Origin of the sequence: Pseudomonas carassii (genome assembly GCF_036324045.1) — a bacterium.
GTDB classification, from domain to species: Bacteria; Pseudomonadota; Gammaproteobacteria; order Pseudomonadales; family Pseudomonadaceae; genus Aquipseudomonas; species Aquipseudomonas peradeniyensis.
Window position 1 is genome coordinate 14664 of sequence record NZ_JAZDCT010000037.1, and the last position, 22227, is coordinate 36890.

General features: G+C 66.4%; 23 protein-coding genes and 1 riboswitch. Of the genes, 20 read left to right on the forward strand and 3 right to left on the reverse strand.

What is annotated here, in order from left to right:
• Positions 1–645 (reverse strand): phosphoribosylglycinamide formyltransferase, encoded by a 645-nt coding sequence (gene purN, locus V0R62_RS22270; protein WP_050704539.1) that lies wholly within the window; start codon positions 643–645, stop codon positions 1–3.
• Positions 645–1703 (reverse strand): phosphoribosylformylglycinamidine cyclo-ligase, encoded by a 1059-nt coding sequence (purM, locus tag V0R62_RS22275; protein ID WP_330105250.1) that lies wholly within the window; start codon positions 1701–1703, stop codon positions 645–647. The genes purN and purM overlap by 1 nt, the downstream gene beginning before the upstream one ends.
• 342 nt (positions 1704–2045) lie before the next feature.
• Here purM and V0R62_RS22280 point away from each other — a divergent pair, with 342 nt between their 5' ends.
• From V0R62_RS22280 to V0R62_RS22305, 6 genes are all read left to right on the forward strand, one after another.
• Positions 2046–3101, forward strand: coding sequence for a DUF2066 domain-containing protein (locus V0R62_RS22280; protein ID WP_330105251.1), 1056 nt, complete (start codon positions 2046–2048; stop codon positions 3099–3101).
• 11 nt (positions 3102–3112) lie between these two features.
• Positions 3113–4186, forward strand: a complete 1074-nt coding sequence (locus V0R62_RS22285) for an AI-2E family transporter (RefSeq protein ID WP_186712746.1) — start codon at positions 3113–3115, stop codon at positions 4184–4186.
• Positions 4187–4373: 187 nt separating this feature from the next.
• Positions 4374–5078 carry a DnaA regulatory inactivator Hda gene (gene hda / locus V0R62_RS22290; RefSeq protein ID WP_050704543.1) on the forward strand — a complete coding sequence of 235 codons (705 nt, stop codon included), beginning with the start codon at positions 4374–4376 and terminating at the stop codon, positions 5076–5078.
• 125 nt (positions 5079–5203) lie between these two features.
• On the forward strand, positions 5204–5839 hold the full coding sequence (locus tag V0R62_RS22295) for a C40 family peptidase (RefSeq protein ID WP_050704544.1): 636 nt from the start codon (positions 5204–5206) through the stop codon (positions 5837–5839).
• Between the two features lie 146 nt (positions 5840–5985).
• Complete coding sequence (locus V0R62_RS22300) at positions 5986–6519, forward strand: C40 family peptidase (RefSeq protein ID WP_330105252.1); 534 nt, start codon at positions 5986–5988, stop codon at positions 6517–6519.
• A 139-nt stretch (positions 6520–6658) separates the two neighbouring features.
• On the forward strand, positions 6659–9229 hold the full coding sequence (locus V0R62_RS22305) for a dermonecrotic toxin domain-containing protein (protein ID WP_330105253.1): 2571 nt from the start codon (positions 6659–6661) through the stop codon (positions 9227–9229).
• An 11-nt stretch (positions 9230–9240) separates the two neighbouring features.
• On the opposite strand, the gene V0R62_RS22310 is transcribed toward V0R62_RS22305, so the two are convergent.
• Positions 9241–9819: a hypothetical protein gene (locus V0R62_RS22310; protein WP_325927320.1), complete on the reverse strand. Its 579-nt coding sequence runs from the start codon at positions 9817–9819 to the stop codon at positions 9241–9243.
• A gap of 152 nt (positions 9820–9971) precedes the next feature.
• Positions 9972–10190: riboswitch (cobalamin riboswitch) on the forward strand.
• A 113-nt stretch (positions 10191–10303) separates the two neighbouring features.
• Between V0R62_RS22310 and cobO the strand changes: the two genes are divergently transcribed.
• From cobO to V0R62_RS22380, 14 genes are all read left to right on the forward strand, one after another.
• A complete protein-coding gene (cobO, locus tag V0R62_RS22315) occupies positions 10304–10915 on the forward strand; it encodes a cob(I)yrinic acid a,c-diamide adenosyltransferase (protein WP_028690903.1) in 612 nt (203 codons plus the stop codon).
• Positions 10912–12207 carry a cobyrinate a,c-diamide synthase gene (locus V0R62_RS22320; RefSeq protein WP_186733797.1) on the forward strand — a complete coding sequence of 432 codons (1296 nt, stop codon included), beginning with the start codon at positions 10912–10914 and terminating at the stop codon, positions 12205–12207. The genes cobO and V0R62_RS22320 overlap by 4 nt, the downstream gene beginning before the upstream one ends.
• A complete protein-coding gene (gene bluB / locus V0R62_RS22325) occupies positions 12204–12854 on the forward strand; it encodes a 5,6-dimethylbenzimidazole synthase (protein WP_330105254.1) in 651 nt (216 codons plus the stop codon). Before V0R62_RS22320 ends, bluB begins: the two co-directional genes overlap by 4 nt.
• Positions 12851–13759, forward strand: coding sequence for an adenosylcobinamide-phosphate synthase CbiB (cbiB, locus tag V0R62_RS22330; protein WP_330105255.1), 909 nt, complete (start codon positions 12851–12853; stop codon positions 13757–13759). The genes bluB and cbiB overlap by 4 nt, the downstream gene beginning before the upstream one ends.
• Positions 13752–14744, forward strand: a complete 993-nt coding sequence (gene cobD / locus V0R62_RS22335) for a threonine-phosphate decarboxylase CobD (protein ID WP_330105256.1) — start codon at positions 13752–13754, stop codon at positions 14742–14744. The genes cbiB and cobD overlap by 8 nt, the downstream gene beginning before the upstream one ends.
• The gene (locus V0R62_RS22340; protein WP_330105257.1) at positions 14741–16195 is read left to right on the forward strand and encodes a cobyric acid synthase; all 1455 of its coding nucleotides are present in this window, start codon (positions 14741–14743) and stop codon (positions 16193–16195) included. Before cobD ends, V0R62_RS22340 begins: the two co-directional genes overlap by 4 nt.
• A gap of 1 nt (position 16196) precedes the next feature.
• Positions 16197–16718, forward strand: coding sequence for a bifunctional adenosylcobinamide kinase/adenosylcobinamide-phosphate guanylyltransferase (gene cobU, locus V0R62_RS22345; RefSeq protein ID WP_330105258.1), 522 nt, complete (start codon positions 16197–16199; stop codon positions 16716–16718).
• Positions 16715–17770, forward strand: coding sequence for a nicotinate-nucleotide--dimethylbenzimidazole phosphoribosyltransferase (gene cobT / locus V0R62_RS22350; protein ID WP_330105259.1), 1056 nt, complete (start codon positions 16715–16717; stop codon positions 17768–17770). Before cobU ends, cobT begins: the two co-directional genes overlap by 4 nt.
• A complete protein-coding gene (gene cobC / locus V0R62_RS22355; RefSeq protein ID WP_330105260.1) occupies positions 17767–18336 on the forward strand; it encodes an alpha-ribazole phosphatase family protein in 570 nt (189 codons plus the stop codon). The genes cobT and cobC overlap by 4 nt, the downstream gene beginning before the upstream one ends.
• 1 nt (position 18337) lies before the next feature.
• On the forward strand, positions 18338–19072 hold the full coding sequence (locus V0R62_RS22360; RefSeq protein WP_330105261.1) for an adenosylcobinamide-GDP ribazoletransferase: 735 nt from the start codon (positions 18338–18340) through the stop codon (positions 19070–19072).
• 113 nt (positions 19073–19185) lie between these two features.
• On the forward strand, positions 19186–20376 hold the full coding sequence (locus V0R62_RS22365; RefSeq protein ID WP_330105262.1) for a glycoside hydrolase family 5 protein: 1191 nt from the start codon (positions 19186–19188) through the stop codon (positions 20374–20376).
• A gap of 42 nt (positions 20377–20418) precedes the next feature.
• Positions 20419–20823 (forward strand): MarR family winged helix-turn-helix transcriptional regulator, encoded by a 405-nt coding sequence (locus V0R62_RS22370; protein WP_050704557.1) that lies wholly within the window; start codon positions 20419–20421, stop codon positions 20821–20823.
• Positions 20824–20887: 64 nt separating this feature from the next.
• Complete coding sequence (locus V0R62_RS22375; protein WP_028690891.1) at positions 20888–22090, forward strand: MFS transporter; 1203 nt, start codon at positions 20888–20890, stop codon at positions 22088–22090.
• Positions 22087–22209 carry a hypothetical protein gene (locus V0R62_RS22380; RefSeq protein ID WP_264082553.1) on the forward strand — a complete coding sequence of 41 codons (123 nt, stop codon included), beginning with the start codon at positions 22087–22089 and terminating at the stop codon, positions 22207–22209. The genes V0R62_RS22375 and V0R62_RS22380 overlap by 4 nt, the downstream gene beginning before the upstream one ends.
• Positions 22210–22227 lie beyond the last annotated feature (18 nt).

A 22227-nucleotide genomic window follows, 5' to 3' on the forward strand; every position in this document is an offset into this window, starting at 1 on the left:
CTAGGATCGAATCAAGTGACCGCTGGCCGCCAGCGGCTGGCCATCCAGTAATGCACCCTGTTCGCCCAGACGCAAGCGTCCTTCGGCGAACCAGCGCACCGCCAGCGGGTAGATCTGGTGTTCCTGCAGGTGCACGCGCTGGGCGAGCGTCTGCGCGGTGTCGTCCGTTGCCACGGGCACCACAGCCTGTACGACCAGAGGCCCGCCATCGAGTTCCTCGGTGACGAAGTGCACGCTGCAGCCATGCTCGGCGTCGCCCGCCTCCAGCGCGCGCTGATGGGTGTGCAGGCCTTTGTACTTCGGCAACAGTGACGGATGGATGTTCAGCAGGCGGCCCTGGTAGTGGCGCACGAAATCGCCACTGAGGATACGCATGAAACCGGCCAGCACCACCAGGTCGGGCTGGAAGCCGTCGATCAGCGCCATCAGCGCCGCGTCGAAGGCTTCGCGCCCGTCGAACCCGGTGTGCGACAACACGGCGGTTTCGATGCCGGCGGCCTTGGCGCGCTCGAGGCCGTAGGCATCGGCACGGTTCGAGATGACCGCGCGGATGCGTGCCGGGCTGTCGCTGGCGCTGTTGCTGTCGATCAGTGCCTGCAGGTTGCTGCCGGAGCCCGACAGCAACACGACTACATTGCAGGGCATCAGTGTGCCTTGAGGTTCTGCAGCTCGACCTGGGCGGCGCCTTCGGCGGCCACGTCGATACGGCCGATCACCCACGGTTGCTCGCCTTCGGCGCGCAGCACGTTCAGGGCGTTGTCGACCTGGTCCTGGGCCACGCAGATGACCATGCCCACGCCGCAGTTCAGCACGCGGTGCATTTCATGCTCGTCGACGTTGCCTTTTGCCTGCAGGAAGTCGAACACCGCCGGACGCTGCCAGCTGGCCACATCGACCACGGCCTGGGCGCCTTTTGGCAGCACGCGCGGGATGTTGTCCAGCAGACCGCCGCCGGTGATGTGGGCCATGGCCTTGACCGCGCCGGTCTGCTTGATCAGTTGCAGCAGCGGCTTGACGTAGATGCGGGTCGGCGCCATCAGCAGGTCGGCCAGCGGCTTGCCGTCGAGCTGGGTGTTGTCGATGTCGGTGCCGGACACCTCGAGGATCTTGCGGATCAGCGAGTAGCCGTTGGAGTGCGGACCGGAGGACGGCAGGGCGATCAGGGCGTCGCCGGTGACCACTTTCGAGCCGTCGATGATCTCGGCCTTTTCCACCACGCCGACGCAGAAACCGGCCAGGTCGTAGTCTTCACCCTCGTACATGCCTGGCATCTCGGCGGTTTCACCACCGACCAGCGAGCAGCCGGCCAGTTCGCAACCGGCGCCGATGCCGGTGACCACGGTGGCGGCCACGTCGACGTTGAGCTTGCCGGTGGCGTAGTAGTCGAGGAAGAACAGCGGCTCGGCGCCGCACACCACCAGGTCGTTGACGCACATGGCGACCAGGTCCTGGCCGATGCTGTCGTGCTTGTTCAGGTTCAGCGCCAGGCGCAGCTTGGTGCCGACGCCGTCGGTGCCGGAGACCAGCACCGGCTGCTTGTAGCCAGCCGGGATCTCGCAGAGGGCGCCGAAGCCGCCCAGGCCACCCATGACTTCAGGACGTGCGGTGCGCTTGGCGACGCCCTTGATGCGTTCGACCAGTGCTTCGCCGGCGTCGATGTCTACACCGGCGTCTTTGTAGCTCAGGGAGGGTTGCTTGCTCATTGATCCAGGCCTTTAGGAGGGAGGGATTCAGAAAAACGACCGGGACGGCCAAGGCCGGTTTCAGAAACGGCGGCTGCCTGTACGTCACTGGTCTGCGAAGGCGCGCGATTTTATCAGGGTTGCCCCAAGGCGGCCATCCTCAGGCCGACGGGCAGGCGGGAAATCTGGGCAAAAAACCGTGTTTCACCCCGTGCGACTGGTTGCCGCGCCGGTGCCTGTATAAGGTATAGGCATGGCGACCCACGTAACGGGCCGGCAACGCGGAGCATTTTCCATGGTTGCGCGGTCACAGCCGACAGGCAAGGGCGTGTCGCCCCAAGGTCATCTGGACAGGAATCCTCAATGCGTCTTCTCAATTTCCTCGCGTGTGCCTGCTTGGCTGTGGCCGGCACCGTCGCCCAGGCCGAAACCGTCTCCGGCTTGTATCAGGTACGCGAGCCCGTCGAAGGGCAGGGCGGCGAAGCCCGCGCCCAGGCCACCGGCAAGGCCCTGGATACCTTGGTGCTGCGCCTGACCGGCGATCCCAAGGCGGCGCAGAACCCGGCATTGGCCGCCCTGCGCAAGGACCCGCAGCAGATCATCAACCAGGTCGGCAGCGAGGCCGGGCCGCCGGAGTCGGTGCTGGTCGAGTTCGACCCCGGCAGCACCGAGCGCGCCCTGCGCCAGGCTGGCCTGGCGCTGTGGGGCAGCAATCGGCCGTCGATCCTTGGCTGGTGGCTGAACGACAGCGTCGAGGGCAGCAACCTGGTCGGCGATGGCCAGGCCGTCGCCGAACCCCTGCGCCGGGCCGCCCAGCACCGTGGCCTGCCCCTGCGCCTGCCGTTGGCCGACCTGCAGGAGCAACTGGTGGCCAATGCCAAGCTGCTCGAAGGCAACGACCCGGCGCCGCTGCGCGAGGCCTCCGAGCGCTATGGCGCCGATGCCCTGCTGGCGGTACACGCCCATGAGGCTGACGGCAAGTGGCAGGGCAAGTGGCAGCTGTGGCTGGGCGACCAGCGTGAGCAGGGCAACGCCGAGGGCGCCGACCAGGCGGCCCTGGCCGATGCCGTGCTGCTGGCGGTGAGCAACCGCCTGGCGCCGCGTTACGTCACCCGTCCCGGTGCCAGCAGCGACCTGCAGGTGCAGGTCCAGGGCATGAACCTGGCGCGCTACGCCGAGCTGAGCCGGGTGCTCGAGCCTTATGGCGCGCGCCTGCAGATGGCTGATGGCGGCACCCTGACCTACCGCGTCAGCGGCAATCGCGAGCAGCTGCGCGCGCAGTTGAGCCTGGCCAAGCTCCAGGAACTGCCCGCCGAGCCTGTGCCCGCCACGCCTGCGCCGAGCACGCAGGACCCGGCCGGCGCGACACCGCCGGCCACCGCCGCCAAGCCGTTCGACGGCCTGCGTTTTCGCTGGTAAGGAATACTTGAATGATTGATATGCGTCGCTGGATCTGGTTGGGCGCGGCTTTTGTGATCGCCGTGCTGCTGTACTTCCTGCACAACATCCTCTCGCCGTTCCTGGTGGGCATCCTGTTGGCCTACCTGGCAGACCCGCTGGTGGATCGCCTGGAGCGGCTCGGCCTGTCGCGCACCTGGGGCGTGGTGGTGGTGTTCAGCCTGTTTACCCTGATCTTCCTGGCCCTGCTGTTGGTATTGGTGCCGATGCTGGCCAAGCAGCTGCTGCGCCTGTACGAGCTGGCGCCGCAGATGCTCGACTGGCTGCAGCATGTGGCGCTGCCCTGGGTGCAGAGCCGCCTGGGCCTCGCCGATGGCTTCTGGAAATTCGACAAGATCAAGGCTGCCATCGGCGAGCACATGGGCCAGACCACCGACATCGTCGGCGTGCTGCTGTCCCAGGCCACCGCCTCGAGCCTGGCGCTGATCGGCTGGCTGGCCAACCTGGTGCTGATCCCGGTGGTGGGCTTCTACCTGCTGCGCGACTGGGACCTGATGATGGCCAAGCTGCGTAGCCTGCTGCCGCGCCAGCGCGAACCGCAGGTGGTGGGGCTGGCCGGCGAGTGCCACGAGGTGCTGGGGGCCTTCGTGCGCGGGCAACTGCTGGTGATGCTGGCGCTGGGCGTCATCTATTCCACCGGCTTGATGCTGGTGGGCCTGGAGCTGGGCCTGCTGATCGGCATGCTCGCGGGGCTGGCGGCGATCGTGCCGTACATGGGCTTCATCATCGGCATCGGCGCGGCGCTGGTCGCCGGGTTGTTCCAGTTCGGTGGCGAGCTCTACCCGATGTTGGGCATCGTCGCGGTATTCATGATCGGGCAGGCCCTCGAAGGCATGGTGCTGACACCGCTGCTGGTGGGCGACCGCATCGGCCTGCACCCGGTGGCAGTGATCTTCGCGATCCTGGCCGGCGGCGAGCTGTTCGGCTTTACCGGGGTGTTGCTGGCGTTGCCGGTGGCGGCGGTGATCATGGTGCTGCTGCGGCATGTGCATGACCTGTACAAGGAATCGGACATGTATGCCGGGGAGATCGACCCGGAGCTATGATCGATCGCTCCCATGTCCGCCTGGCTTTCGTGGGAGCGGGCTTGCCCCGCGATGCTTGTAAAGTGGTGCAACTGATTGATTTTACTTGCGCTATTCCCCTCGCCGATTGTGCCGTCAGCGCTGCGGGTATAGACTTTGCACACTGTTCATCAAAGGCCCCCTGTGGTCCCCGCGACCGCCCGCGAGCATGAAACCGATCCAGTTGCCCCTGGGTGTGCGTCTGCGCGACGACGCCACCTTCATCAACTACTACCCCGGCGCCAATGCTGCGGCACTGGGCTATGTCGAGCGGCTGTGCGAAGCCGATGCCGGCTGGACCGAAAGCCTCATCTACCTGTGGGGCAAGCAGGGCGTGGGCCGCACCCACCTGTTGCAGGCCGCCACCCAGCGTTTCCAGCAGTTGGGTCAACCCGCCGTCTACCTGCCCCTGGCGCAACTGCTCGATCGCGGCGTCGAACTGCTCGACCACCTCGAACAGTACGAACTGGTGTGCATCGACGACCTGCACGTGATTGCCGGCAAGGCGGACTGGGAAGAGGCGATGTTCCACCTGTTCAACCGCCTGCGCGACAGCGGCCGGCGCTTGCTGCTGGCGGCGTCCAGCTCGCCACGGGAACTGCCGATCAAGCTGGCCGACCTGAAATCGCGGCTGACCCTGGCACTGATCTTCCAGATGCGCGGGATGTCCGACGAGGACAAACTGCGCGCCTTGCAACTGCGCGCCTCGCGCCGTGGCCTGCACCTCACCGACGAAGTCGGCCACTTCATCCTCACCCGCGGCACGCGCAGCATGAGCGCGCTGTTCGACCTGCTTGAGCGCCTCGACCAAGCCTCCCTGCAAGCCCAGCGCAAGCTGACCATCCCGTTCCTCAAGGAAACCCTCGGCTGGTAACCCTGAGAACACGGTGCCAGAGCGTCAAAACGGAAAAGTCACATCTTTTTCGATAAAATTTGCAAATTGGTCCGATAGAAGGCATAGTTTCCCCCTTCTAAAGGACTACAGACACGGTCGTGCCCATGCTGAAGCGCTTCGCACCCCTCGTGCCACTTGCACTTGTCACCCTACTTTACGGCTGCGCCTCCACCGGCCCGGTCGAGCCTTCGCAGGACCACCGCGTGGCCACCGAGCAATCGGTCAAGGCCAAGGCTTCCGCCTCTTCCGTATTCACCGAGGAAGAGCTGGCCAGCGAAGACGACCTCGACGCCTTCTCCAGCAACGGCAAGCCTTATCAGCTGCCCGTGCTGGCCGACAGCATTCTCGAACGCGGCATGGCCCTGATCGGCACCCGCTACCGTTTCGGCGGTACCTCCGAGAAGTCCGGCTTCGACTGCAGCGGTTTCATCGGCTACCTGTTCCGCGAAGAAGCGGGCATGAACCTGCCACGCTCGACCCGCGAGATGATCAACGTCGACGCGCCAAAGGTCGCCCGCAACAAGCTCAAGCCCGGCGACCTGCTGTTCTTCAGCACCAACGGCCGTGGCCGCGTCAGTCATGCCGGTATCTACCTGGGTGACAATCAGTTCATCCACTCCAGCAGCCGCCGCAGCGGTGGCGTGCGCATCGACAGCCTGGGCGATCGCTACTGGAGCAAGACCTTCATCGAGGCCAAACGCGCGCTCGCCATGGCGCCGACCACGATCTCGCGCAATTGATTTGATATCAAAATGCTGTAACCTCGCACGGCGGCGTAGCTGAAAAGCTCGCCGCCGTGCGCATTTACAGAAAGCGTCTAATCTAATTTCTCAACTCTTTTTACCTTCGACCGTGGTCGTGGGGTTCCTGACAGGACGTTCGCATCATGGCGATGTTGGCGCGCTTCGCATTCCTTTCCCTGGTGGCCCTGCTTGCGGCCTGCTCCAGCCGTGCGCCCGCACCGGCACCGGTACCCAAGTCGCCGATGGTGTTCAATCAAGCGCCTTCCTCGCCTGCGGCTGATGATGTGCTGTTCCGCGCCATTGGCCTGGTGGGCACGCCGTACCGTTGGGGTGGCAACACGCCGGATTCCGGGTTCGATTGCAGCGGCCTGATCGGCTACGTCTACCGTGACGCGGCGGGCATCAGCCTGCCGCGCTCGACCCGCGAAATGATCGTCATGCGCGCGCCGAATGTGGACATCAATGCGCTACAGTCGGGCGACCTGGTGTTCTTCGCCACCAGCGGTGGGTCGCAGGTCAGCCATGCCGGCATCTACGTCGGCGAAGGACGTTTCGTGCACGCGCCTTCGACAGGCGGCACCGTGCGCCTGGACTACCTGTCCAACAGCTATTGGTCCAAGGCCTACCTGCAGGCCAAGCGCGTGTTGCCGCCGGGGCATCTGGCGCAGAATCCCTGATCCCTGATGGCGTTCGCCAGACCTGTCTGAGTGACTTGGCGAACTGCTGGGCATTCTTGCCTCTACAATCTTCTACCGCTCCTCCCGCTTCCCGTTACGCCAGGATGCTCGCTCCATAACGACATCCCGGGAGCGGGTCATGACCACGATCAAGGAGCGCGTGGAGCGCAGTCTCGACACATTGGAAGCAGGGCGGCCGCTGGTTCGCCTGGTGGACGAGATCGTCCGCGAGTACCCCGATCCCTTCGTGCTGGCAAGCCAGCATGCGCAGCGCATCGTGCTCAAGCACACGGGCAAGGCAATCGATCCGCGGTTCATCTGGTGGCATCAGTTCGGCACCGCCAGCACCAGCAGCCACACTTTCACGGGATGGCAGCACGGCGGCCCGCCATTGAAGTCAATGTCCCTGACCGAGTTGGTGATCAAGCGTTTCGATGCGCACTTCCAGGAGGCGCCGGACGAGCTTGACCTGTATGGCGGTTTCTACCGCCAGGGACGGCAGGCCGAACACTTCGATGAGTGCAACGAAGTGGCGATGCTCGGCAGCAAGGTCCAGGAGGACCTGTGGGCGCTCGACTTCTCGGTAGCCTATCGCACCGCAATCACGCGATTCTGGAACACCTATTCACAACATTTTCGCGTCCTGGCCAAGGTCAACCTGCTGGGGCAGGGGAGTATCGCTGTTCGTGCAGGACGGATCAGCGAGAGTGACTGGGTTTCGTTGCGGGCAATGGTTGCCGACGGGTTGGTTACTGGCGTGCTGCCGACGTTGGACACACTCAAGCAGGGCAGTTCGACAGTGCCCTTTTCGATCTTCCGTTATGTACTGGATCGAAGCGATCGCGGTTGCCTCTACAGTTTTGTGGTGGGTAGCGGTCGCACGCTTCTCTATCGCCCTTGGGCTAGCGAGGCGTTAAGGAGCTTTGCCTCGGAGCAGGATCAGGCTGGGTGGCTACGCAGGCAATTGCAGGATCCCGCCGCCCTGGCCAGCTATGTGGCCGCTGCCCTCACCGATGCCCGTGACCCTTCGCGTGCCCACTCAGTCAGGATGCATCTGCAAAGTATCGCCAGCAGCGCGAGCGATGAAGCGGCGCTGGAGTTGCTCGGCTACCTGAAGCGGCCGATCACCCTCGACCTTTTCACCTACCTGGCCAATCAGGCCACCACTGAGATGAACGACAACGCCACGGCCTTGTTGGACAACGCTCAACTGCGCAAGGCGATGTGGAGCGGTTATCTCTCGGCGTTCATCAAGGTGTTCGGTGGTTTTGCGCCGCTTGGCTGGCCGATGACGCTGATGCTGTTGGGGGCCAGCCTGGGCAAGGTGGGGTTGGACATCGATGTCGCCTTGCATGCCGCCGACGAACAGAGCCGCAAGAGTGCATTGCGCGATGCCATGCTCGACAGCCTGTTCGCGGCCTTGAACATGGTCGATCTGGGGTTTCAGTCGAGTTTTGCCTCTTTGGCTCATGACGTGCCGTTCGATGGGTTGGATGGCAACCTGGACCAGTGGCAGGTGTCGCAGTCCGCCACCCTGCTGGTCGAAGGGCGGGAGAGCAACGCGTTGCTCAGTGGTGAGCAGGTGACTTCCGGGCGTTTGCGTGGCATCAGGCTGGAGAGCGATGGCAGTTGCTGGATCGTGCTCAATGGTTTGTCGTACCGCGTGCGGTACGACCAGGAGCTGCATACCTGGTTGGTTGTGTCGGCCCATAACCCGTTTGCTTTTGGCCCTCTTTACCCGGTACGACTGAACGAGGCGAACGAGTGGGAGTTGCTGGTGCCGCCGCGCTTGGTCGGGGGTATGCCGCCTGCGGCGGTGAGCATGTCCAGTACCAGGTCGAGGTTCTGGGACCTGCATCTGGTGGTGGATGATGTGCGCAGCAAGGTGCTCTCCGCCAATGCACTTCGCCGTCAGAAAACGCTGTTGCAGGCTCATCCGATTCCCGTGCTGGAGCAGAATCAGGTGCCTGGCGTGGACGCCAATGGCCTGGATTGTGTAAAGGTCGACGGTCGCCTGCAGTATTCCTATCGCTATGATCGCGAATACTACAATTCTCTGATCGAGTACTACACCAGCGACGAGTCCAAAGTGAACGATGTGTTCCGCTCGGGTACTTACCGGTACGACGATGAGGACGATTACATTCAAGCGTTGGCCGATACCCTGGACGAGCTGCCCGAGAGTAACGAGGTGAACCTGTATCGTGGCGGACATGGTTCTCGGGGCACGAGTGGCCAGCATTATCGCAATGGCCAGCTGCGGGTAGGGGATGTACTGGTCAATACCGACCTGACCTCGTTTACTGAGAATCCCTATAAGGTTGCCGAGTTCGCCTCACAACCTTCGGTGAATGCGCCCAGCCATCTTGCGGGGCAGTTCGACGACACCTCGGTGATCTTCGAGCTGCCCCTAGGCCGCTACCAGGAAGGCACGCCGATCAGCGCATTCTCGCTTTACTGGGACGAAGGGGAGACCCTGTTCCTGCCCGGCCATTATTTCCAGATCGACAATCTGGAGCAGGTCTACGGTGAGCACTATCGCTTCGTGCATGTCACGCTCCACCAGGTGCCCAAGCCTGCTGCCGGGCCTGTCTACGACCTGCGCACCGGCCTGTTGTTCGACGAACAGGCCTACAAGGCGCGCTTCAGGACAGCTGGGCTGGCAGAGCGTTTCTTTCCCGTCGACCCGCCGGCTGCAGCCGCCAACTGAGGCGACGGGGATCACGCCTGCTTGAGCAGCAACGCCACCCCGGGGTAGTACTGCCCCAGTTCGTTATGCAGCTTGCGGTAGGCATACGGGAAGTACCAGGCAATTGCACAGGCCGTATGTTTCTGCAGGTCGTCCACCAGGTCCTGCAGTTCCTCGGGGCTGGCGTGCTGGCCCGCCTTCCATGGCGTGACGAACAGCGCCCCGGCCTTGAGCTGGCTGGCATAGGCGATCGGTTTGGCCAGGGTGGCGGTTTCCTGCAGGGCCGCCGTCAGGTCGAGGCGGGCGATGCGCGGCCAGCGCTGGCCCGCGTACAGGTGCAGCGACTCCTCGGCGCTGCTGATCGACAGGTCGCAGCGCCCGTCGCGCTCGCCCTCGTCGCGCTGCTTCTTGCTCATGTGCCGTTCCAGCGCCACCAGCTCACCCTGCCAGGCGGCGGCTGCGAGCAGGCCGACGTTGGCGGCGGTGCCGTGCCAGTAGGGCGCCTCGTTGTCGCCCTGCAGCTGGTTGAAGCGGTCGATGCAGTCGACCCAGCGTTCGAGGGCCGGGCGCAGGAACTCCAGGCGCGGGTTGTTGATGATCAGGCCTTGCATGCTGCGCTCTCCTTGTCATTGTGATCGAGGTCAGCCGAAAATGGTGGCTATGTGATATCACTGCTTTCAGTGTGGCACAAGCTGGCGGATCGGCCATTGATCCAGGCCAGATCGGCCCTCGTTCGATTGACGCTCCCGGTGCAACCCTCTAACCTTCGCGGCGTGTTTCAGGTGCCCTGCGAGCCGCGGCTCGGCAGGGTGAAACTGGGAAGCCGGTGGGCGCCAGCAGGCGCGAGTCCGGCGCTGCCCCCGCAACGGTAGATGAGTCGACGGTTACGCAAGGCCACTGGATTTCCAAGTCCGGGAAGGCGCGTGGCCAGGGCCTGCGCCCGCTCATGAGCCCGGAGACCGGCCTGTCACTGCCAAACGGCATCACGGAGGGTGATGCGCGGTGCGATGTGGCTGTTGCCATGCCCCCTGCGCGCTCCTCGTCTGCCTGCCTTTTACCTGTCGCCGCCGCCGCGACAGCCTGCGGAGACCCCTGATGAGCGAATCCATCGAACGCGACGAACGTCACCTGGCGCGCATGCAGCGCAAGAAGGCGATCATCGACGAGCGCATCGCCAATTCCCCCAACGAATGCGGGCTGCTGCTGGTGCTGACCGGCAATGGCAAGGGCAAGAGCAGCTCGGCCTTCGGCATGCTCGCCCGCGCCCTGGGCCATGGCATGCAGTGCGGCGTGGTGCAGTTCATCAAGGGGCGCAACAGCACCGGCGAGGAGCTGTTCTTCCGTCGATTCCCCGAGCAGGTGCGCTATCACGTGATGGGCGAGGGCTTTACCTGGGAAACCCAGGACCGCCAGCGTGACATCGCCGCCGCCGAGGCCGCCTGGGCGGTCTCGCGGCAGTTGCTGCAGGATCCGTCTATCCAGTTCGTCGTGCTCGATGAGCTAAACATCGCCCTCAAGCACGGTTACCTGGACCTGGATCAGGTGCTTTCCGATATCCAGGCCCGTCCGCCGATGCAGCATGTGATCGTCACTGGGCGCGCCGCCAAGCCGGAAATGATCGAGCTGGCCGACACCGTCACCGAGATGGGCATGCTCAAGCACGCCTTCCAGGCCGGTATCCGCGCGCAGAAGGGCGTCGAACTGTGAGTGAGTCGCGCCAGTGTCCCGCCGTGCTGATCGCCGCCCCGGCCTCGGGCCAGGGCAAGACCACGGTCACCGCCGCCCTGGCCCGTCTGCACCGCAACCTCGGGCGCAAGGTGCGGGTGTTCAAGTGCGGGCCTGACTTTCTCGACCCGATGATCCTCGAACGCGCCAGCGGCGCGCCGGTCTACCAGCTCGACCTGTGGATGATCGGTGCCGAGGAGAGCCGGCGCCTGCTGTGGGAGGCGGCAGGTGAGGCCGACCTGATCCTGATCGAGGGCGTGATGGGCCTGTTCGACGGCACGCCGTCGAGCGCCGACCTGGCGCGCCACTTCGGCGTTCCGGTGCTGGCGGTGATCGATGGCACGGCCATGGCCCAGACCTTCGGCGCCCTGGCCCTGGGCCTGGCACGCTACCAGTCCGACCTGCCGTTCGCCGGGGTGCTGGCCAACCGGGTCGGCAGCCTGCGCCATGCGCAACTGCTCGAAGGCAGCCTGACCGAAGGCCTGCGCTGGTACGGCGGGTTGTCCCGCGAGCGCGGCATCGAGCTGCCCAGCCGTCACCTAGGCCTGGTCCAGGCCAGTGAGTTGAACGACCTGGATGCACGCCTGGATGCCGCCGCCGAAGCGCTGGGCGCCAGCTGCGATGCCGCGCTGCCGCCACCGGTCCGTTTTTCCGGGCCTGAGCCTGTGAATGTGACTGCGTCGCTGACCGGGGTGCGCATCGGTGTGGCCCGTGATGAGGCCTTCGCCTTCACTTATGGCGCCAATCTCGACCTGCTGCGCGGCCTTGGCGCGCAGCTGGAATTCTTCTCGCCGTTGCATGACCGCGAGCTGCCCGTGGTGGACAGCCTCTACCTGCCCGGTGGCTACCCCGAGCTGCATCACCAGGCGCTGGCCGCCAACGCACCGATGCTGGAAGCGATCCGCGCCCATCATGCCGCCGGCAAGCCATTGCTGGCCGAGTGCGGTGGCATGCTCTACCTGCTCGACGCACTGACTGACGTGGCAGGCGAGCGCGCCGCGCTGCTGGGCCTGCTGCCGGGCGAGGCGACCATGCAGAAGCGCCTGGCGGCCCTGGCCCTGCAGGCGGTCGAACTGCCCGAAGGCACCCTGCGTGGCCACACTTACCATCATTCGCTGACCAGCACCGAGCTGGCGCCGATCGCCCGTGGCCTGAGCCCCAACGGTGGCCGGGGCAACGAGGCGGTCTATCGCCTGGGGCGCCTGACCGCCTCCTACGTGCACTTCTATTTCCCCTCCAACCCCGACGCGGCGGCGGCGCTGCTGCGACCATGAGCCGACACGCCTACAGCGAAGCCGAACGCCAGGCCATCTACCGGGCCATTGGCGAACGCCGCGACATGCGCCATTTCGCCGGGGGGGAGGTGGCCCCCGAGTTGCTCGGGCGCCTGCTCGCCGCTGCCCACCAGGCGCCCAGCGTTGGCCTGATGCAGCCGTGGCGGTTCATCCGTATCAGCCAGCGTGCCTTGCGCGAGCGGATCCAGGCGCTGGTGGAGCAGGAGCGGGTGCGCACCGCCGAGGCCCTGGGCGAGCGCTCCGACGAGTTCATGAAGCTCAAGGTCGAAGGCATCAACGACTGCGCCGAAGTGCTGGTGGCCGCGTTGATGGACAAGCGCGAGGCGCACGTCTTCGGCCGCCGCACCCTGCCCGAGATGGACCTGGCCTCGCTGGCCTGCGCCATCCAGAACCTGTGGCTGGCGGCACGCGCCGAGGGGCTGGGGATGGGCTGGGTGTCGCTGTTCGACCCCCTGGCCCTGGCCGAGCTACTGGGCATGCCCACTGGCGCCAAGCCCATGGCGGTGCTGTGCCTGGGGCCGGTGACCGAATTCTATCCGGCACCGATGCTGGTGCTGGAGGAGTGGGCCGAGCAACGGCCCTTGAGCGAGATGCTGTACGAGAACCATTGGGGAGAGCGCCCATGAGCGTGGCCTTGCTGACCGTGGCGGGCGTGGCCCTGGATGCGCTGCTGGGCGAGCCGCGCCGGCGGCATCCGCTGGTGGGGTTTGGCAACTTCGCCTCGCGCCTGGAACAACGCTTCAACGCCGGTGGGCGCGGTTGGCGCAGCCATGGCGTCACCGCGTGGTTCCTGGCGGTGGTGCCGCTGACCCTGCTGGCGCTGATCCTGTCCTGGCTGCCGTACATCGGCTGGCTAGTGGATGTGTTGGCGCTGTACTGCGCCCTGGGCCTGCGTAGCCTGGGCGAGCATGTGCTACCGGTGGCCCAGGCGTTGCGCCAAGGTGACCTGGGCGAGGCGCGGCGGCGCGTCGGTTACCTGGTCAGCCGCGAGACCCGCGAGCTGGACGAGCCCGCCGTGGCCCGGGCGGCCACCGAATCGGTGCTTGAAAACGGCAGCGACGCGGTGTTCGCCGCGCTGTTCTGGTTCGTCGTGGCCGGTGCGCCGGGGGTGGTGCTGTACCGCCTGAGCAATACCCTGGATGCCATGTGGGGCTACCGCAACGAGCGCTTCGAACGCTTCGGCTGGTGCGCGGCGCGCATCGACGATGGGCTTAACTATATTCCCGCCAGGCTGGTGGCGCTGACCTATGCGCTGCTGGGCAAGACCCGCCTGGCCCTGGCCTGCTGGCGCGAGCAGGCGCCGCTGTGGGACAGCCCCAACGCCGGCCCGGTGATGGCTGCTGGTGCCGGCGCCCTGGGCGTGGAGCTGGGCGGCCCGGCGGTGTATCACGGTGAGCTGCACGAACGACCGCGCCTGGGTGAAGGGCCGATGGCCGACGCCGCTGCCATCGAGCGCGGCTGGAGCCTGGTGCAGCGCGGCGTGTGGCTGTGGGTGCTGTTGATCTGCGTGGGAGCCTATCTGAATGCTTGAACACGGTGGCCGCCTGCTGCGGGCGGTGAAACAGTACGCCATCCCTCGGGAGCAGTGGCTCGACCTGTCCAGCGGCATCGCGCCATGGCCTTACTCGATACCGCCGATTCCGCTGGAGGCCTGGGCCCGCTTGCCGGAGACCGAGGACGGCCTGGAGGCGGCGGCGCGGCAGTACTATGGCGCGCAGCCGCTACTGGCGGTGGCCGGTTCCCAGGCGGCGATCCAGGCCCTGCCGTACCTGCGCCCGACCGGACGGGTCGGGGTCCTGTCTCCGTGCTATGCCGAGCATCCGCATGCCTGGGCACGGGCAGGGCACACGCTGGTCGAACTGGACGAGACCGAGGTCGAGGATGTACTCGACAGCCTTGACGTCCTGGTGCTGGTCAACCCCAACAACCCCACTGGTCGACGGGTGACCCGCGAACGCCTGCTGGCCTGGCATGCGCGTCTGGCCGAGCGTGGTGGCTGGCTGCTGGTGGATGAAGCCTTCATGGACAATACGCCCGAACACAGTGTGGTCGATCAGGCCGGGCAACCGGGTTTGATCGTGTTACGCTCGTTCGGCAAGTTCTTTGGCCTGGCCGGTGTGCGGCTGGGCTTTGTCGTCGCCCAGCCCGATGTGCTGCGGCGCCTGGCCGAAGCGCTCGGGCCCTGGACCGTCAGCGGCCCGACCCGAGTGCTGGGGCAGGCCTGTTTCGCCGACGAGGCGGCGCACCTGGCGCAGATTGCTCGTTGCGCCCAGGCCAGCCAGCGCCTGGCCTCGTTGCTCGACGGCGCAGGCCTGACACCCGGCGGCGGCTGCGACCTGTTCCAGTACGTGCGTGATGAGCGTGCCGCGCACCTGCATGATTTTCTCGCCCGCCGCGGCATTCTGGTGCGCCTGTTCGAGCAGCCGCCCGCGCTGCGTTTCGGCCTGCCCGCCACAGCCGCCGACGAACAACGCCTGGCCCAGGCCCTGGCGGACTACCAGAAGGAATCGGCATGACCACCCTCATGGTGCAAGGTACCACCTCCGATGCCGGCAAGAGCACGCTGGTTACCGCCCTGTGCCGCTGGTTGCTGCGCCAGGGCATCGCCGTGGTGCCGTTCAAGCCGCAGAACATGGCGCTCAACAGCGCCGTGACCGCCGACGGCGGCGAGATCGGTCGCGCCCAGGCAGTGCAGGCCCAGGCCTGCCGGCTGGCGCCGCACACCGACATGAACCCGGTGCTGCTCAAGCCCAACAGCGACACCGGCGCCCAGGTGATTGTCCATGGCCGCGCGGTGACCAGCATGAACGCCGTCGCCTACCACGACTACAAGGCCATCGCCATGCAGGCGGTGCTGGCGTCCCACGAGCGCCTGAGCGAAGCCTACCCGGTGGTGATGGTCGAAGGCGCCGGCTCGCCGGCGGAGATCAACCTGCGTGTCGGCGACATCGCCAACATGGGCTTCGCCGAGGCGGTCGACTGCCCGGTGATCCTGGTGGCCGATATCAACCGGGGCGGTGTGTTCGCCCACCTTGTTGGCACCCTGGAGCTGCTGTCGGCAAGCGAGCAGGCACGGGTCAAGGGCTTTGTCATCAACCGTTTCCGTGGCGACATCGCCTTGCTGCAGCCCGGCCTGGACTGGCTGCAGCAGCGCACCGGCAAGCCGGTGCTGGGCGTGCTGCCCTATGTCACCGACCTGCACCTGGAGGCCGAGGACGGTATCGATACCCGCCAGGGGGTGAAGGGCGAGCGCGTGCTCAAGGTGATCGTCCCGGTGCTGCCGCGGATCAGCAACCACACCGACTTCGACCCGCTGCGCCTGCATCCGCAGGTGGACCTGCAGTTCATCGGCCCGGGCCAGCCGATCCCGCCCGCCGACCTGATCATCCTGCCCGGCTCCAAGAGCGTGCGCGGCGACCTGGCACAACTGCGCGAGCGTGGCTGGGACACCGCCATCGCCCGGCACCTGCGCTACGGCGGCAAGCTCATCGGCATCTGCGGCGGCCTGCAGATGCTCGGCGAGCAGGTGCACGATCCACTGGGCCTGGAAGGGCCCGCCGGTTCCAGCGCCGGTCTCGGCCTGCTGGCCTACAGCACCGTGCTGGAGGCCGAGAAGCAACTGCGCAACGTGTCGGGCACGTTCAATCTCGAGCAGGCTCCGGTGTCGGGTTACGAGATCCATGCCGGGGTTACCCACGGCCCGGCGCTGGAGCGTCCGGCGGTGCTGCTGGCCGATGGCCGCGCCGACGGGGCCATCAGCGCCGACGGGCAGATCCTCGCCACCTACTTGCATGGCCTGTTCGAGGGCACCCAGTCGTGCGCCGCGCTGCTGCGCTGGGCGGGTCTGGCCGAGGTGCAGCCCATCGACTACGAGGCCCTGCGCGAACGCGATATCGAGCGCCTGGCCGACCTGGTCGAGCAGCACCTGGACACCGCGCGCCTGCGCCAACTGTGTGGAGTCGCCTGACATGCGCAACCTGATCCTCGGCGGCGCCCGTTCGGGCAAGAGCCGCCTGGCCGAGCAACTGGCCGAGGCCAGCGGCCTGCCGGTGACCTATATCGCCACCAGCCAGCCGCTGGATGGCGAGATGAATGAGCGCGTGCGTCTGCATCGCGAGCGCCGTCCGGCCCATTGGGGGCTGGTCGAGGAGCCCGTGGCGCTGGCTGATGTGCTGCGCGCCGAAGCCGATGAAGGGCGCTGCCTGCTGGTGGACTGCCTGACCCTGTGGCTGACCAACCTGCTGATGCTCGAGGATGACCTGCACTTGGCGCAGGAGCGCGATGCGCTGCTCGATTGCCTGGAACAGCTGCCGGGCACGCTTGTCCTGGTCAGCAACGAAACCGGCCTGGGCGTGGTGCCCATGGGCGAACTGACCCGTCGCTACGTCGACCTGGCGGGCACGCTGCACCAGGCCGTGGCCGAACGCTGCCAGCGCGTGGTGCTGACCGTGGCCGGCCTCCCTCTCATGCTCAAAGGACCTGCCCTATGACCCAGATGTGGTGGCGTGACGCCTGCCAACCCCTCGATACCGCCGCCATGGATCAGGCCCGCGCTCGTCAGCAGCAGCTGACCAAACCCGCCGGCTCCCTCGGCCAGCTCGAAGGCCTGGCGATCCGCCTGGCCGGCCTGCAAGGGCGCGAGCGTCCCAGCCTGGAGCGGGTCGCCATCACGATCTTCGCCGGTGACCATGGCGTGGTGGAGGAGGGTATATCCGCCTACCCGCAGGCAGTGACTGGGCAGATGCTGCGCAACTTCGTCGGCGGTGGCGCGGCGATCAGCGTGCTGGCGCGCCAGTTGGACGCAGACCTTGAGGTGGTCGACCTCGGTACCATCGACCCGACGCTGCAACTGCCCGGTGTCCATCACCTGAATGTTGGGCCCGGCACCGCCAACTTCGCCCGTCAGCCGGCGATGACCGACGTGCAATTGGCTGCGGCACTGCAGGCCGGTCGCGACAGCGCCTTGCGCGCACTCGACAACGGCGCCCAGCTGTTTATCGGCGGCGAAATGGGCATCGGCAACACCACTGCAGCGGCGGCTGTGGCCAGCACCTTGCTGGGCTGCCCGGCGCGCGAGCTGAGCGGCCCGGGCACCGGCCTGGACAGCGCTGGCGTGCGGCACAAGGCCGAAGTGATCGAGCGTGCCCTGGTGCTGCACGGCCTGCGTGCCGACCAGCCGCTGCAGGCGCTGGCCTGTGTCGGCGGTTTCGAGATCGCCGCGCTGGCCGGTGCCTACCTGGCGTGCGCCCAGCATGGCGTGGCGGTGCTGGTCGATGGCTTCATCTGCAGTGTCGCCGCCCTGGTGGCGGTCCGCCTCAATCCGCAGTGCCGCCCCTGGCTGCTGTTCGCCCACCAGGGCGCCGAGCCGGGTCACAAGGCCTTGCTGGCGGCCCTGGAGGCCGAGCCGCTGCTAGCCCTGGGGCTGCGCCTGGGCGAGGGCAGCGGCGCGGCGCTGGCGGTGCCGCTGATCCGCCTGGCCTGCGCCCTGCACGGGCAGATGGCGACCTTCGCCGAGGCGGCGGTGGCGGATCGCCCGGCATGATCCTCGAACTGCTGCGCCATGGCGAGACGGAACTGGGGGGCGGCCTGCGTGGCAGCCTCGATGACGCCCTGACCGAAACTGGTTGGGCGCAGATGCGCCAGGCCGTCGCCGACGCCGGTCCCTGGGACGTGCTGGTCAGTTCGCCGTTGCAGCGCTGCGCGGCGTTCGCCGATGAGCTGGGTGCGCGCCTGAACCTGCCAGTGCTGCGCGAGGCCGGTGTGCGCGAGCTGCACTTCGGCGAGTGGGAAGGGCAAAGCGCCGCGCAGATCATGCAGGTCGATGCCGATGCCCTGGGGCAGTTCTGGAATGACCCGTATGCGTTCACTCCGCCGGACGGCGAGCCGGTGCTGGCCTTTGCCGAACGGGTGGTGGCGGCGGTCGAGGGTTTGCGCAGCGCGTATGCAGGCAAGCGCGTGCTGCTGGTCACCCATGGTGGGGTGATGCGTCTGCTGCTAGCGCGGGCGCGTGGCCTGCCACGGGAGCAGTTGTTGCAGGTCGAGGTTGGGCATGGCGCGCTGGTGAGGCTGGCGTTGGACCACGACGGCCAGATGCGCGAGGTGGGTTGAGATGCTGCCGTTCTGGATTGCCTTGCAGTTCCTCAGCAGCCTGCCGGTACGCTTGCCGGGCATGCCGGCGCCTCGGGAGATGGGGCGTTCGCTGTTGTGCTATCCGCTGGTGGGGCTGCTGTTCGGCCTGTTGCTGTGGCTGGCCAGCCATCTGTTGCATGGCACTGCGGCGCCCTTGCACGCGGCTTTGTTGCTGGCGCTGTGGGTGCTGCTCAGCGGCGGGCTGCACCTGGATGGCCTGGCCGACAGCGCCGATGCGTGGCTGGGGGGCTTCGGTGATCGCGAACGCACCTTGCAGATCATGAAGGACCCGCGCAGCGGGCCGATTGCCGTGGTCACGCTGGTGCTGGTATTGCTGCTGAAGTTCTGTGCTCTCTGGGTGCTGGTCGAGCGGGGCGCTGGTGGCCTGCTGGTGCTGGCGCCGGTGGTGGGGCGGGCGGCGATGCTCGGGTTGTTTCTCGGCACGCCCTACGTGCGTGCGGGCGGGCTGGGGGCGGCCCTGGCCGAACACCTGCCCCGGCGCGGCGCGATCTGGGTATTGTTGGTTTCTGCGCTGGCCGGACTGGCGCTGGGAGGCTGGGCGGTGCTGTGGCCGCTGCTGGCGGCGTTGGTCGTGTTCGTGTGGTTGCGTCAGCTGATGTGCCGTCGCTTGGGTGGAAGCACAGGGGATACGGCCGGGGCGCTGTTGGAACTGCTGGAATTGACGGTGGTGGTTACTCTGGCACTACGCGCATAGCTTCAGGCCGACACGCTCCTACAAGGGGACGTGTCTTACAAAGATCCCGGAAACCTTCCGCAACTATTGCGTCTATCTTCGTTCGTTCCCCAAAACCACCAGGAACCCCCGCCATGCACCACTGGATACTCGCCAGCCTGCTGGCCCTTACCGCCATACCCGCCACCGCCGCCGACCTGATCGATTTCTGGAACACCCCCCGCCACGGCGGCAACAGCTTCAACCGCTTGCCCCCGAACCAAGCCTACTTCGATGCCCTGAAAGGTTACGGCGCCAGCTGGGTGCGCCTCTCCTACGATAAATGGCACCCGGCCGAACGCGATTTCCTGCTGGGCAACGCCGACGATTACCAGGGCCTGGCCAGCGCCGACCTGAAGCAGCTTATCGCGGTGCTGGACCGTGCCCACGCCGCCGGTCTCAAGGTGGTCATCACGCCGCTGTCGCTCCCCGGCATGCGCTGGGCGCAGAACAACCAGAATCGCTTCGACGACCGGCTATGGCAGGACAAGCGTTACTGGACCCAGTCCGCCCGCTTCTGGCGAGACGTTGCCCAGGCCCTCAAGGACCACCCGGCCGTTGCCGCCTACAACCTCATCAACGAGCCCGCGCCCGAGAAGCATGGCGGCCTGGCCGAGCATGCCGACCTCGATCGGATGAAGCAGTGGTACGCCCGCGAGCAGGGCGGGGCGCGTGACCTGCCGGCGCTCTATCGGCAGTTGCTGGCGGCAATCCGCGAGGTCGACGGCAAGACACCGATCATGGTCGATGCCGGCTGGTACGCCGCCGCCGATGCCTTCGGCTACTGGCCCAAGGCGCTGGCGGATGAGCGTGTGCTGTACAGCGTGCACATGTACGAACCCTATGCCGCCACCAGTGCGCCCAATCTTGCCCGCAAGCAACCTTTCGCCTATCCGGGGCCTGTGCCGTTTGCCGGGCAGACCCGGCAGTGGGATGCCGAGCAGGTAGCCCGCTATCTGCAGCAACCGGTGGACTGGGCCGATTCGATCAAGTTGCCGCATTCGCGGCTGGTGGTGGGCGAGTTCGGCTGCATGCGCCGGTTACCCGGGTGCCGGGAATACCTGGAGGATGTGCTCGCGGTGCTGGACCGCCAGCAACTGCATTGGGCCTTCTACAGCTTCCGCGAGGACAGTTGGGATGGCATGGATTACGAGCTGGGTTCGGCCAAGGTGCCGTGGCGCTATTGGCAAGCCATCGAAAACGCCGCGCCGGACCCTTTGCCGCGCAAGGCCACGGCCGAGTTCGAGCCGATCCGCCAGCGCCTGCAGCCTGAATCGACACAGTGAAATCTCTTGCAACATCCATAATGCGGGTATATACACGTATTCATGCTGACCAGTGAATGCATCTGTACCCATCTGCGTCGCGCCGCCCGCGGGGTGAGCCGGCATTACGACGAGGCCCTTGCCGGTTTCGGCATCAATGTCGCCCAGTTTTCCCTGTTGCGCCATGTGCAGCGCCTCGACCGCCCCAGCATCACCTGCCTGGCCGAGGCCATGGGCCTGGAGCGCAGCACCCTGGGCCGCAACCTCAAGGTGCTCGAGGCCGACGGCCTGGTGCGTCTTGCCGACGGCGACGACCAGCGCAACCGTGTGGTGCTGCTGAGCGAAGCGGGCAGGGCACGCCTTGACGCCGCCTACCCGGCCTGGCAGCAGGCCCAGGCGCAGTTGGTGGAGCGCTTGGGTGAAAGCCAGCGTGACGAGTTGGTGCGCTTGCTGGAGCAGCTTGCATGAACGACTACGATAGAAAGCGGGTATATACCCGCGTCAACCTTGCGATGGGCTGGAGACAACGACAATGACTTCCCTTTGGCGGAGCAGCGGTTGGGTACTTCTGGGGGCGGCGCTGATCCTGGCGCTGTCGTTGGGGGTGCGACATGGTTTCGGCCTGTTCCTGGCGCCGATGAGCGCCGAGTTCGGCTGGGGCCGCGAGGTATTCGCCTTCGCCATCGCCCTGCAGAACCTGATCTGGGGCCTGGCCCAGCCGTTCACCGGCGCCCTGGCCGACCGCCTGGGCGCGGCCAAGGTGGTGGTGATCGGCGGCATCCTCTACACCGCCGGCCTGGTGATGATGGGCATGGCCGACTCGGCCTGGTCGCTGTCGCTGAGCGCCGGCCTGCTGATCGGCATCGGCCTGTCCGGTACCTCGTTCTCGGTGATCCTCGGCGTGGTTGGGCGCGCGGTGCCGCCGGAAAAGCGCAGCATGGCCATGGGCATTGCCAGCGCCGCCGGCTCCTTCGGCCAGTTCGCCATGCTCCCCGGCACCCTCGGTCTGATCCAGTGGCTGGGCTGGTCGGCGGCCTTGCTGGTGCTGGGTCTGATGGTGGCGCTGATCGTGCCGTTCGTAGGCCTGTTGCGTGATAACCCGCTGCCCAGCCACGGCGCCGAGCAGAGCCTCGGCCAGGCGCTGCGCGAAGCTTGCTCGCATTCCGGCTTCTGGCTGTTGGCGCTGGGCTTTTTCGTCTGCGGCTTCCAGGTGGTGTTCATCGGCGTGCACCTGCCAGCCTACCTGGTCGACCAGCACCTACCGGCAATCACCGGCACCACCGTGCTGGCGCTGGTCGGCCTGTTCAATATCGTTGGCACCTACACGGCGGGCTGGCTCGGCGGGCGCATGTCCAAGCCGCGCCTGCTGACCGGCCTGTACCTGCTGCGCGCCGTGGTCATCGTGCTGTTCCTCTGGGCGCCGGTGACCCAGTTCAGCGCCTACCTGTTCGGTATCGCCATGGGGCTGCTGTGGCTGTCCACGGTGCCGTTGACCAATGGCACCGTGGCCACGCTGTTCGGCGTGCGCAACCTGTCGATGCTCGGCGGCATCGTGTTCCTGTTCCACCAGTTGGGCGCGTTCCTTGGCGGCTGGTTGGGCGGGGTGGTGTATGACCAGACCGGCAGCTACGACCTGGTGTGGCAGATCTCGATCCTGCTCAGCCTGCTGGCCGCGGCCCTCAACTGGCCGGTGCGCGAGCGCCCGGTCGCCCGCCTGCAGGCCCAGGCCGCATGAACCGCCTGCTTGGGCGTGGCTTGCTGCTGGTCGCTACGGTGCTGGTGCTGGCGCTGGTGTGGTGGGGCTGGCACAAGGGTGGGCTGGCGTTGATGCAGTTGGGCATGAGCCTGTGTTAAACGCTACCCTGCACACTC